Here is a 12,059-nt window from a genome sequence, read left to right on the forward strand (position 1 = left end):
GGCGTATCGCCCGCGGCCTGCGCTGCGGACTTCTTGACGCGGTGGCCGCCCGGCTCAAAGGGCCGCAGGCGGCTCGCGGCGGGGCCGGTGACGGCGCGTGGTCAGGAGCAGCAGTCGCATCCCGGTCGGCAGCCGCACACGGCGGCGGTCGGTGTGGCCGGCGCGCAGCAGCCCTTGCCCTGCCAGGCGTCGCGGCCTTCCTTCACGGCGACGGCGGCGATCACGAGGGCGGCGACCGGGTCGGCCCAGGACCAGCCGAAGAGGCTGTTGGCGAGGAGCCCCGCGAGCAGCACGGCGGAGAGGTAGGTGCACAGCAGCGTCTGCTTGGAGTCCGCGACGGCGGAGCCGGACCCGAGTTCACGTCCGGCGCGCCGCTGGGCGGCCGAGAGGAAGGGCATGACGGCCAGGGAGACAGCGGCCAGCACGATACCGACCGTGGAGTGCTCCGCCCTCTCGGGGCCGGCCAGCGCCCGGATCGACTCGACCGTGACGTACGCGGCGAGGACGAAGAAGGAGACGCCTATGATCCGCAGGGTGGTCCTCTCACGGGCCTCGCGGGCGGCGTGGTCGCGGGCGGAGAACTGCCAGGCGACGGCGGCGGCCGAGGAGATCTCGATGACCGAGTCCAGCCCGAAACCGATCAGCGCGGTGGACGAGGCGAGGGTGCCGGCGGTGAGGGCGACGACGGCCTCGACGACGTTGTAGGCGATCGTGGCCGTGACCAGCAGGCGTATCCGGCGGGTGAGCGCGTCACGCCGGGCCGGGGACGGCCCGAGGGATGTCGCGGTCATCAGCAGCAGTCCTCGGTCGCGGCGTCCGGGCACCCGCGGTCGGTCTCCACGGCCACCACGGCGGTGCGCAGGTCGTCGAGCGCGTGGCCGAGGCGTTCGTCGGCCAGCTCGTAGCGGGTGCGCCGACCGTCGGGGACCGCGACGACCAGGCCGCAGTCGCGCAGACAGGCCAGGTGGTTCGACAACCGGGTCCGGGACACGCCGATCCTGTCGGCAAGGTCGGACGGGTAGGCGGGAGCGTCGCGCAGGGCCAGCAGCAGCTGGCAGCGGATGGGGTCGGCGAGAGCGCGGCCGAAGCGCGCGAGCACCTCGACCTCGGGAGCGATGGTCAGCACCGTTCGAGAGTACATACGATCCTGAATTCAGGAAAGCGTGGACAGCGGGTCGAGACCGTGCGCGGCGCCGCACGATCCCGACGCCCTTCGCGGGAGATCCGCGTACCGCATCCACCCACCCGGCCGTCCCGTCGGCCTCTGGCGCGACGGGCCACTCACTGCCGACGGCTGCCGCGGCGAGCACAGACGCCTCACGGCCTTCCGGAGCGCCCGTGTGCTGCTGGATCAACTACTGTCGCGAGCATGGTCGAACACGATGCCCTCAGCACCGCCCGCGAGGCCTACGACGCCGCTGCCACCACCTATGCGGAGCTGTTCCGCGACTCGCTGCGCGACAGTCCCCTGGACCGCGCGATCCTGGGTGCCTTCGCCGAGGTCGTGCGTGCGAGCGGGAACGGCCAGGTCGCGGACCTGGGGTGCGGGCCCGGCCACATCACCGCCCACCTGGCCGAGTCGGGGTTGGAGGCGTTCGGTGTCGACGCCTCTCCCGCGATGATCGAGCTGGCTCGACGGGCCTGTCCTGACCTGCGGTTCGACGTGGGCTCGATGGCCGCGCTGGACATCGCCGACGGCGCGCTGGGCGGCGTACTCTCACGCTGGTCCATCATTCACACCCCGCCGCCGCGACTCCCCGTCCTGCTGGCGGAGTTCCATCGTGTGCTGGCACCCGGCGGTCACCTTCTCATCGGCTTCTCGGCGAGCGATGATGCCGCGCACCCGACGCAGGTCTTCGATCACGCCGTCGCGCCGGCCTATCGGTGGTGGCCCGATCACCTCGCCGCGATGCTGCGCGAGACCGGGTTGGCCGAGGCCGCCCGGATGGTCCGCGAGCCCCAGCCCACCGACCGGCGGCAGTTCCGGGAGGTTCACCTCCTCGCCCGCAAAGCCTGACGGAGGCCGCCCGGCCGGACGCGAGCCGGACGCCGCGGAAAGCGTCGGGAAGCGGACGGCTCGGCGGCCGCGCAGCACCTAAGGCCTGTCCGACGGAGTGGCCAGGCGGTCTGCCGTGACCAGCCACGACGTGCTGCGCAGCCGGACCGTGCCGTCCTGCCCCTCGTGATCGCGCAGTTGGTCCGTCAGGGTGCGGCGGGCACGCTCCCGTGTCGCCGCGTCGACCTGTTCCATCAGGTGCCGGCCAGGGCCCGTTGCCAGCAGGAACTCCGCCGCGTCCTCGGCTCCCCGCCCCCAGACCCCGTACGCCTGCGCCCGGCCGACGGTGATGTCGGTGAAGCCGGCCGCGGTGAGGACGTCGTGGATGCGGTCCCGGGTGGCCAGGGAGAACATGCCGGGCGTCCCCGGCCTGCCGAAGTCGCCGAGCGGCAGGATGTCACGCAGTGACGCCATCGCCGTCACCCAGCCGTTGAGCATGGCGTCGGCCGGGCAGACGAACGCCAGGCGTCCGCCGGGTCGCAGCGCCCGACCGATGTTGCCGAACGCCGCCACGGGATCGGTGAAGAACATCACCCCGTAGCGGCTGATCGCCGCGTCGAACGTGCCCGGCTCGAAGGCGTACACCTGCGCGTCGCCTCGTGTGAAGGAGACGTTGGCGATGCCCTCCTCCTCCGCGCGGGCCCGCGCCTGAGCCAGCATCGGGCCGGACAGGTCGAGGCCCACCGCGCTCCCCCGGGGCGCACGGAGCGCGGCGAGCCGCGTGGTCTGCCCGGAGCCGCAGCCGAGGTCGAGGGTCCGGTGGGTCCCGGTGATCGCGGCGGCTTCGAGCAGCGGCTCGTTGAAGCCCTCGTTCACGGCGTTCCAGCGGTCCTGGTGGCGCGCCCAGTGGGCGCCCTCCGGGCCGTTCCACGCCTTTTCCTGCTCGGTGTTGACGACGTCCGGCACGGGTGCCTCCTGCTTGGGACAACGGAGAATGGGCGTGCGCCCAAACTGTATGGGCATGCGCCCATACTGGCAATCCCCGCTACCATCCGAGGAGTTCGCCCCCCTGCGGGCGATGGCGGCAGGACGGAAGAGAGGCACATGTCACCGCGCGGAGTAGCGACGCCGGACGTGCGCGAGCGGCTGTTCTCGGCTGCCGAGCGCGTCGTGGAAAGGGACGGTCCCGGCGCACTCACCAGCCGTTCCGTCACCACCGAGGCGGGCTGCGCCAAAGGGCTGCTGCACGCGCACTTCGCGGGGTTCGACGAGTTCGTGGCCGAGCTCTGCCTCGACCGGTTCGCGCGGACGGCGGCGAAGGCGGAGGCGCTGCCGGGGCTCGCCGGGCAGGGCACGGTGGCGCGGAATCTCGACGCCGTCGTCCTCGCGCTGTTCGCCTCCGGCGGCCCCGCCCTGTCAGGCCTGGCCATGGCTCGTCCTGCCGCCGCGTCGCGCGTCCGCACGGCCCTGGCAGGCGGGGCACCGGGCTTCACGGCGATCCAGGAGTCCATCACCGGCTACCTGGAGGCGGAACAAGAGCTCGGCAGGGTGGCGCGGACCGTGGATCCGCGCAGCGTGGCTCTGGCGATCGTCGGCACCGCCCACCACCTCCTGCTGACCAGTTGGCCCGGCACCCCTGACCCACGGCCCGCCATGACGCGCCTGGTGGCGGCGTTGGTGGACGGCTAGGTTCTCCCTCTTCGGTCAGCGCCGTGTCCGGATGAGGACGGCGGCACGGTGTCGCGGCGGGCGCGCGCGAAACGGACGTACGGCCTTCGCACGGGTGTCGCGCGAAGGCCGTACGTCCGGTCAGCAGGGCAGGATGTTCCGCACCGGTGCCCAGTCCACGTTGGTGGTCTGGGCGCTGCGGGCGGCGGGCATCGACCAGGTCGACCCGTTCGTGAAGGTCAGGAACGGGCGAGTGCCCGCGGTCTGGTTGTTGTCCCACGAGCCCACGGTGAACCAGGGAATGGGGCGCGCCCAGCCGTTCGACGGCGTGGCCACCGCGTGCGTCTTCGCCTGGGAGGAACGGGCGCGGGAGTCGTCGGCGTTCATGCTGGAACGCATCCGCAAGGAGCTGACGGCCTGGCCGGACCGTCCCGCGCTCCCCGAGGGGCCCGCTCCCGCCACGAGGGCGGGCCCCTCGCGCACCGCACCGGCGCTGTGGAGGTCACCCGGGCGGGTAGCCGGTCAGTACGGAGCACGCACGTCTTCCTCGTCGTACCTGCGGGCCCGCCGAGGGACGGGCCCCCCGACCACGACTCGGAGGTCGACCGGCCGGGCCGGCTGCTCGGCGCGCTCGGCTGCCCGTCCGTGAACCCGGCCCGGCCCGGCGTCAACGGGCTCCTAGGTGTGGAGATCGCCGCCCGGAGCGTCCGCCCGCACGGCGCACTCCGTCGCCGCCTCCGCAGTGCTCCGCCGCGGGTCGTCCGTTCCTGGCACGCGATCGGCCTAGAGAAGCCCTCCCATCAGGTACGGCGCGGCCGGGGGAAGCAATGATGGAACGGGCAGACGCACTCGCCCGGCGCACGCGCCGCACCGCACCGCAGGACCGAGGGCCGATGCATGTCTCCTCAGGTCTCACAAGGTCCCCTCATCCTCCTCACGGAGTGCGCACCATGAACGTTTCGGTCGTCCTGTTCACCGCGGACCTGCGGCTGCACGACCATCCGCCGCTGCTGGCCGGCTGCGGCGGCGACGGCACCGGACAGGTGGTGCCGCTGTTCGTGCGGGACCGGGCCGTGGACGCCGCGGGGTTCGCCGTTCCCAACCGGCTGGCGTTCCTCGCCGACTGCCTGCGGGACCTGGACGCGGGACTGCGCGAGCGCGGGGGGCGCCTCGTCGTCCGCTCCGGTGACCTCGTCGAGCAGGTGTGCCGGGTGGTGACCGAGGCGGACGCCGCCGAGGTGCACATGGCGTCCGGGGTCGGTGCCTACGCCCACCACCGCGAACAAGGACTGCGGCGGGCCCTCGAAGCGCTGGGGCGCCGACTCCACGTCCACGACACGGTGACCACTGTGGTGCCGCCGGGTGGCGTGACACCGGCGTCGTCCGACCACTTCGCCGTCTTCACGCCGTACTTCCGGCAGTGGTCCGGACAGCCGCTGCGCGGTGTCCTCGGCGCACCGCGCGCGGTACGGGTCCCGGACGGCGTGGCGTCCGAGCCGCTGCCCTCGCGCGCCGGCCTGTCGGGCCTGTCGGAAGGGCTGGCCCGGGGTGGCGAGACCGCGGGTCGCGAGCGCCTGGCGGCGTGGCTGCGCAGCGGGCTCGCCGCGTACGAGGACCGGCACGACGACCTGGCCGGTGACGCCACCTCCCGTCTCTCGCCCCATCTGCACTTCGGCACGCTGTCCCCCGTCGAGGTCGTGCACCGGGTGCGCGCAGCGGGAGGTCCGGGCGCCGAGGCGTTCGTACGGCAGGTGGCCTGGCGCGACTTCCACCGGCAGGTTCTCGCGGCCCGGCCGGACGCCGCCCGCTCCGACTACCGCACCCGGCACGACCACTGGCGCTCGCCGCAGGAGGCCGAGGCGGACGTGGCCGCCTGGAAGGCGGGCCTGACCGGCTATCCGGTGATCGACGCGGCGATGCGCCAGCTGCGCCACGAGGGCTGGATGCACAACCGCGCCCGCCTGCTGACCGCCGGTTTCCTGACCAAGACCCTTTACGTCGACTGGCGCGTCGGCGCCCGTCACTTCCTCGATCTCCTGGTCGACGGCGACCTCGCCAACAACCAGCTCAACTGGCAGTGGGTCGCGGGGACCGGCACCGACACACGTCCCAACCGGGTCCTCAACCCCGTCCGCCAGGCCAAGCGGTACGACCTCGACGGCGCCTACGTCCGGCGCTGGGTGCCCGAGCTCGCCGGTCTGCCGGGCCCGGCGGTGCACGAGCCGTGGCAGCCGGCGGGCCTGGACCGCGCGGCGGTCGACTACCCCGACCCGATCGTCGACCTGGCGGCCGGCCTGGCCCGCTTCCGCGAGGCCCGCGCGCGCGGATGACGGAACGGCAGAACGGCAGAACAGCAGAACGGCGGAACGGCGGAACGGCGGATTCGGCTGGTGGGAAGCCGGCGGGGGAACGAGCCCGGGAGACCGGCGACGGACGGAGACGCCCCCGCACCGTCGTAGATCATTTACCGGGCGGCCCTTAACCTGCTGAACACCGGCCCGCCCAGACGAAGGACTCACCGTGGCAGCGAAGGTACTCAGGCCGCACCAGCGGGAAGCCGTGGACGCGGTGGTCCGTGCCCTGGAGGTCCCCGCCGGCGGGACGGTGCCCGAGCACGGACTGCGCACCCAGGTGATCATGGCGACCGGAACCGGGAAGACCCTGGTCGCCACCCGGAGCGCGGAGGAGCTTCACGCGGGCCGGGTGCTGGTGCTCGTCCCCTCGCTGGACCTCCTCGCGCAGACCGAGGCCGCATGGCGCGAGGGAGGCCGCACGGGTCCGGTGATCGGCGTCTCGTCCCTGCGCGGGGCGGAGGCCTCCTTTCCGAACACCACGGACGTGGACGAGCTGGTCTCCTGGGTGCGCCCGTTCGACAAGGTCACCGTGTTCGCCACCTACGCCTCCCTGGGGCTGGGCACCCTGGAGCGCGCGCACCGGGCCGGCCTGCCGGGCTGGGACCTGATCGTGGTGGACGAGGCGCACCGGACGTCCGGCCGGATCGGGAAGCCCTGGGCGGTGGTCCACGACAACACGCGGATTCCGGCCCTGCGCCGCCTGTACATGACCGCCACGCCGCGGCTGTGGCAGTTGGACGAGGGCGACGGGCAGCAGGGCGCGCCGGGTGAGCTGGTCGCCTCCATGGAGGACGACGCGGACGGGCCGTTCGGCGCCCGGTGCTACACGCTGACGCTGTCGGAGGCCATCGACCGGGGGATCTGCGCGCCGTATCAGGTGGTGTGCGTGGATGTCACGGACACGGAGTTCCAGGCCGCCGTGCTGCTCGGTGTGGAGGGGCGGTCGGACGAGGTGCGCGGGGCACGGCTTGCCGCGCTGCAGACGGCACTGGTGAAGGCGTCGGCCGAGGAAGGGCTGAGGCGCACGCTGGTCTTTCACCATCAGGTACGGGAGGCCGAGGCGTTCGCGGCCGGCCTCCCGGCTGTCGCGGAGGGGCTGCACGCCGCGGACCCGGAGGCGTATCCGGGGGTGGTCTGGGCGGACTGGCTGTGCGGGGAGCACCGCCCGCAGCACCGGCGGCACGTCCTGGCACGGTTCGCCGACGGGACCGCGGCGGACGGCACCCCCGTGGACAAGAGCTTCCTGGGGTCGGTGAGGGTCCTCGGCGAGGGCGTCGACACGAAGAACTGCGACTCCGTGTACTGGGCCGACGTGCGCGGCTCCATGCCCGACCTCGTCCAGGCCGTCGGCCGTGCCCTGCGGATGCGGCCCGGCGAGGGCAAGGTCGCGTCCCTGGTCGTGCCGGTGCTGCTCGGGCCCGGAGAGACGCCCGACAGCATGCTCACCTCCCGGGCGTACGCGGGGCTCGCGAAGCTTCTGGAGGCGCTCCGGGCGCACGACGCCCGCATCGTGGAACAGCTCGCCGAGCCGCAGGCGCCCAGCCGCTCCTCCCGGGGCCGCGAAGCGGGTGGTGAGGGCGAAGCCGGTGGGGCCGTGGGTGGCGTGAGCGGCCCGGCCCGGGCGCTGCTGAAGTTCTCCACGCCGCGCGACCCCGCGCACCTGGCGGCGTTCATCAACCTGCGCGTGCTCGACCCCGAGCACCAGCACTGGCGGCGCGGCGTCGAAGCCGCCGTCGTCTACACCCGTACGTACGGCGATCTGCGGGTGCCGTTCACGTACCGCGTCCCGCAGGGTGAGGAGGCGGGGGCGGAGGGGTGGCCGGCCCCGCTCGCGGGCTTCCCGCTCGGCCAGTGGATCGCCGACGCCCGCCGCTTCCACGCCCGTGGCACGCTGGCCGGGGACCGCGTCGCGCAGCTGGAGAAGCTGGGCATGGTCTGGTCGCACCACGACGTCTCCTGGGAGGAGGGCCTCACGGCGGCGCGCGGGTGGGCCGCCGAGCACGGGCACCTCCTGGCCCCGCTCGACGCCACGTTCCAGGGACACAGGATCGGCATCTGGCTGAAGAACCAGCGGGCCGCCGCCAGGAGGGCGCGGGAGATCGAGCAGCGTCGCGCCGAAGGGCTGCCCGTCGGGTCGCGGACCGGGGCGCTGTCGCAGGAGCGGCGTGAGCAGCTGGAGGACATCGACCCCGCCTGGTGCCCGGCCTGGCCCGTGGAATGGCAGCGCGCCTTCCACCTCACCCGCCTGCACCTGGAAGAGGGCGGGACGCTGCCCACGGTGCCGGGCGGGACGGTACGCCAGGGTGAGGACCTCGGGCGGTGGGTGCGGGCGCAGCGGCTCGGCTTCGACAGGCTGAGCGGCGTGCAGCAGTGGATGCTGGAGCACGTGCTCGGCATCGGGCCCGCCGACGAGGACGAGAAGCCACGCCCGCGCCGCACCCAGGACGACCGGTGGGCCCTCAACCTGGCCGCCGCCCGGCAGTTCCACGCACGCGAGGGACATCTGCAGGTTCCCAGGAAACACGTGGAGACCGTCGTGACCGGCGAGGGTGAGGAGCGGGACGTCAAACTCGGCGCCTGGATCAGCAACCAGCGCACCCGGGCCGCGTCGCTGCCCCCGCAACGCGCACGACAACTCACCGCTCTCGGCATGCGCTGGGCCTCGCCCCCCGAAACCGGCGATCCGCAAGGTCTTCGAACCGGCCGCCCGTAGCGCCACGAGGGGACATGCCCGGCGGGCGCAACGGCACGGCGGCGTACCGGGAGGGCGCGGGACGCTATCGGTGACCGGGGCCGTCTCCCCTCCGAGGGCACGTGGTGCGACGCCCGGAGCGCGCACGGCGCCGCCCGGTACGGTTCCTCCGGGCGGCGCCCGCTGGTCAGGTGTGCCGGGCCCGGGCGCCCGGCGTGTTCAGCAGAACCAGCCGTTCTGCACCCAGCCCCGGCGGTTGATGTCTCCGTAGGCGAAGCCGTAGACCCAGTCTCCGCCGGCCTGTTCGACCAGGAAGGTCTGTCCTCGGTGCAGGGTGCCCATCCACGCCCCGTGGGGTGCGGAGACGCGGACGAAGAGGTCCTGGGCACAGACGGTTTCGCGTTCGCCCACGGTGCCGTCGGCGGCGCCGGCGGGGCCGGTGGCCACGGCGGTCAGCGCGGCGACGGCCACGGCGAGGGTGGCGAGCCTGCTCTTGCGGATCACGGGGTGTTCCCTTCCGTCGTCGAGTCGTTGGTCGTCGGTCACCAGGAGCCGAAGCCGCCCAGGCACTCCTGCCGGACGAAGCCCCAGTCGTTGGGCCCGAAGTCGAAGGTGGCGGCCCAGCCGTTGTAGACGGGGTGGGCGCCGCGCGTGTGCCCGACCTTGTCACCGCGCAGCAGGATCCGTTTGAGGCCGACCGGACCTGACGCGCTGTCGTAGTTCGCGTAGAAGCTGGCGCTGTCGCAGACGATGACCGCGTGCTGGGGCACGGTCGGTTCCGCGTTCGCGACACCGGCTGTGCTCAGGGAGAGGACGGCGGTCACGGCGAGGGCGACACCCGCCCTGTGAGTCGTGTTCATGACAACCATGGTGGGGCACGGCCGGCTCCCCGTCCAGAACGCCGTGCACCGGCCACGCGCACGGGGCACGAACACCGTGTCCGGCCTGACGAGCGGCGGTGGGATCCGCCCGGCCCCCGGAGAAACGTCACCCGCCGCCCCGCTCCCGGAGCTGCCGCCCGGCTACGACCCGGACGAGCCGCGTCCGTCGCACGCCACCGTGTTCGGACAACCCCAGCTGCACCGAGTGGGCCGGCACCGCAAGGCCCTGACGGGCCGCGGCGCCGTCAGCCTCCGGTGCCGTCGTCCTCCTCGACGGGAGGCATGAGCGCGCGCAGCCAGCGCTCCGTCTGGGCGACATGGGCCTCGGCCGCGCCCGCCGCCGCGCCCGGATCGCGGTCCGCGATCGCGGTGGCCAGGACTCGGTGGTCCGCGTCGCTCTTGCGCCGCAGCTCCGGGCCCTCGGGGAGGGTGAACACCTGGTACTTGCGCGAGCGTGCGCGGAAGACCGCGAGCAGTGAGGCGAGGGTGGGGTTGCCGCCCGCCCGGGCGATCTCGGCGTGGAAGCGGTGGTCGAGCTCCGAGGCCTCGGCGGGGTCGTCGGTGGCCTCCATCGACTCGATGAGCGTGAAGAGGGCCCGGATCGTCTCGGGCGTCGCGCGCGCCGCGGCCTTGGCCGCCGTGTGGGCCTCCAGGACCCGCCGGATCTCGTACACCTCCAGCAGGCCGGGCAGCGGCAGGAGCTGGAGGGTCAGCGAGAGGCTGCCGATGAGGTCCTCGGGTCTGAGCTGGGAGACGTAGGTGCCGGAGCCGTGCCGCGGTTCGATCACTCCGAGGGCCGCGAGCATGCGTACCGCCTCGCGCAACGAGCCGCGGGAGACGCCCAGTTCCTCGCAGAGGTCCGCCTCCGGAGGGATGCGCTCCCCGGCGCCCAGGCGCCCCGTGGCGATCATGTGCCGTAGGCCGTGGAACGCCTTGTCGACTGCGGACATCCGATTCCTCCCCTGCCGGACCGGCGGCACCGCCTGCCCACGGAGCACTGTAGCGAGCCGAGAGATGTGATGTCTGTGATGTGTCAGGCGTAAGTCATCCGACTTCTTTCCCTGCAGAGGGCTTGTCATGGCCGAAAACTGCATGCCACCATCCCGAGTCATCATATGTCTCTGCTTGGAGGTCTGATGTCCCTCGCTTCCGAGAGGGGAGTCGCGTGAGCGAGACCGAGGTCACCACCGCGCCGCGTCCCCTGCTGCTGGCCGACGGCCGGCCGGCAGCGCGGGCGTGGTCGCTGGACCCCGCCCTGCGCCACCTCAACCACGGCTCGTTCGGTGCCGTACCGCTGGCGGCCCAGGAGCGGCAGCACGAGCTGCGCCGGCAGATGGAGAGCGCTCCGGTGGTGTGGTTCCCCGCCCTGCCGCAACGCCTCGCGGCGACCCGGGTCGACCTCGCGGCCTTCCTCGGCGCGGACCCCGGCGACCTCGCCCTGGTGCCGAACGCGAGCGCCGGGGTCAGCGTCGTGTACGCCGGGCTGACGCGCCGCAACGGCGGGGAGATCGTCGTCACCGACCACGGCTACGGCGCCGTGACGATGGGTGCCGAGCGCCTGGCGCGCCGCTGGGGCGGCCGGGTGCGCACCGCCCGGGTGCCGCTGGACGCCGACGCGGAGCGGGCGTACGAGGCCGTGATGGCCGAAGTGGGTGAGGCCACCGACCTCGTCGTGGTCGACCAGATCACCTCGGCGACCGCCCGCCGGCTGCCGGTGGAGCGGATCGGCGCGCAGGCGCGGCGGCGAGGTGTCCCGCTGCTCGTGGACGGCGCGCACGCGCCCGGGCTGATCCCCGCTCCCCTCGACGGACTGACGTGCGACTTCTGGGCGGGCAATCTGCACAAGTGGGGCTGCGCGCCGCGCGGCACCGCGGCGCTGGTGGCCCGCGGTCCGCTGCGGGACGGGCTGTATCCGCTGATCGACTCGTGGGGTGCCGCCGACCCCTATCCCGACCGCTTCGACCAGCAGGGCACGCTCGACGCCACCAACTACCTGGCCGCGACGACGGCACTGGGCTTCATCGACGGCACCTGGGGCTGGCCCACCGCCCGCCGGTACATGGACGACCTGGCCGGCTACGCCGAGCGGATCGTGGGCACCGCCTTCGCCGAACGGACCGGCGCCGACGCGTCCGTCGACGTCGGCATGCCCGTGCCCGGCATGCGGCTGGTGCGGCTGCCCGACGGCCTGGCCGACAGCCGTGTGGCGGCCGACGCGCTGCGCGACCGGGCCGCCGGCGAACTGGGCGTGGAGGCGGCGTTCACCAGCTTCGGCGGCGTCGGCTATCTGCGGCTGTCCGCCCATGTCTACAACACCGCCGAGGACTACGAGTACTTCGCCGAACGCTGCGTTCCCGTCCTGTGCGACTGGGCCCGCGCCACCACCGGGCAGCACCGCGCGCACTAGCCCGCGCACCCCCGCCCCCTCCCCCGGCCGCGCGTCGCCGCGCCGCCGTCATCCCCGTACG

The 12,059-nt window shown here is 73.4% G+C and carries 11 protein-coding genes and 1 pseudogene; 6 read left to right on the plus strand and 6 right to left on the minus strand.

What is annotated here, in order from left to right; translation table 11 throughout:
• Window positions 1–101: 101 nt before the first annotated feature.
• Both QC282_RS01820 and QC282_RS01825 read right to left on the minus strand, forming a co-directional pair.
• A complete protein-coding gene (locus tag QC282_RS01820) occupies window positions 102–791 on the minus strand; it encodes a cation transporter (protein WP_279547359.1) in 690 nt (229 codons plus the stop codon).
• The gene (locus QC282_RS01825) at window positions 791–1,126 is read right to left on the minus strand and encodes a metalloregulator ArsR/SmtB family transcription factor (protein WP_279547360.1); all 336 of its coding nucleotides are present in this window, start codon (window positions 1,124–1,126) and stop codon (window positions 791–793) included. Before QC282_RS01825 ends, QC282_RS01820 begins: the two co-directional genes overlap by 1 nt.
• Before the next feature lie 243 nt (window positions 1,127–1,369).
• Between QC282_RS01825 and QC282_RS01830 the strand changes: the two genes are divergently transcribed.
• Entirely contained in the window at window positions 1,370–2,017 is a 648-nt protein-coding gene (locus QC282_RS01830) for a class I SAM-dependent methyltransferase (protein WP_279547361.1), read from the plus strand.
• A 78-nt stretch (window positions 2,018–2,095) separates the two neighbouring features.
• Here QC282_RS01830 and QC282_RS01835 read toward each other — a convergent pair whose 3' ends face one another.
• Window positions 2,096–2,962: a class I SAM-dependent methyltransferase gene (locus tag QC282_RS01835; RefSeq protein ID WP_279547362.1), complete on the minus strand. Its 867-nt coding sequence runs from the start codon at window positions 2,960–2,962 to the stop codon at window positions 2,096–2,098.
• 138 nt (window positions 2,963–3,100) lie between these two features.
• Between QC282_RS01835 and QC282_RS01840 the strand changes: the two genes are divergently transcribed.
• The 4 genes and pseudogenes from QC282_RS01840 to QC282_RS01855 all read left to right on the plus strand — a co-directional run bounded on the left by QC282_RS01840 (window position 3,101) and on the right by QC282_RS01855 (window position 8,731).
• Window positions 3,101–3,685 carry a TetR/AcrR family transcriptional regulator gene (locus tag QC282_RS01840; RefSeq protein WP_279547363.1) on the plus strand — a complete coding sequence of 195 codons (585 nt, stop codon included), beginning with the start codon at window positions 3,101–3,103 and terminating at the stop codon, window positions 3,683–3,685.
• 298 nt (window positions 3,686–3,983) lie between these two features.
• A pseudogene (locus tag QC282_RS01845) lies at window positions 3,984–4,082 on the plus strand (sugar phosphate isomerase/epimerase); the annotation flags it as partial.
• Window positions 4,083–4,614: 532 nt separating this feature from the next.
• Window positions 4,615–5,994: a deoxyribodipyrimidine photo-lyase gene (locus QC282_RS01850; RefSeq protein WP_279547364.1), complete on the plus strand. Its 1,380-nt coding sequence runs from the start codon at window positions 4,615–4,617 to the stop codon at window positions 5,992–5,994.
• 190 nt (window positions 5,995–6,184) lie between these two features.
• Window positions 6,185–8,731 carry a DEAD/DEAH box helicase gene (locus tag QC282_RS01855; protein WP_279547365.1) on the plus strand — a complete coding sequence of 849 codons (2,547 nt, stop codon included), beginning with the start codon at window positions 6,185–6,187 and terminating at the stop codon, window positions 8,729–8,731.
• Window positions 8,732–8,929: 198 nt separating this feature from the next.
• Here the strand turns inward: QC282_RS01855 and QC282_RS01860 are convergent, their stop codons facing one another.
• The 3 genes from QC282_RS01860 to QC282_RS01870 form a co-directional block, all read right to left on the minus strand.
• Complete coding sequence (locus QC282_RS01860; RefSeq protein ID WP_279547366.1) at window positions 8,930–9,214, minus strand: hypothetical protein; 285 nt, start codon at window positions 9,212–9,214, stop codon at window positions 8,930–8,932.
• Window positions 9,215–9,252: 38 nt separating this feature from the next.
• Window positions 9,253–9,570: a hypothetical protein gene (locus QC282_RS01865; protein WP_279547367.1), complete on the minus strand. Its 318-nt coding sequence runs from the start codon at window positions 9,568–9,570 to the stop codon at window positions 9,253–9,255.
• 266 nt (window positions 9,571–9,836) lie between these two features.
• Window positions 9,837–10,541: a FadR/GntR family transcriptional regulator gene (locus QC282_RS01870; protein WP_279547368.1), complete on the minus strand. Its 705-nt coding sequence runs from the start codon at window positions 10,539–10,541 to the stop codon at window positions 9,837–9,839.
• A 215-nt stretch (window positions 10,542–10,756) separates the two neighbouring features.
• On the opposite strand from QC282_RS01870, the gene QC282_RS01875 reads away from it, so the two are divergent.
• Complete coding sequence (locus QC282_RS01875) at window positions 10,757–11,998, plus strand: aminotransferase class V-fold PLP-dependent enzyme (protein WP_279547369.1); 1,242 nt, start codon at window positions 10,757–10,759, stop codon at window positions 11,996–11,998.
• Window positions 11,999–12,059: the final 61 nt, after the last annotated feature.

The organism is Streptomyces sp. DH24, assembly GCF_029813775.1.
In the GTDB taxonomy this organism is placed as follows: Bacteria; Actinomycetota; Actinomycetes; order Streptomycetales; family Streptomycetaceae; genus Streptomyces.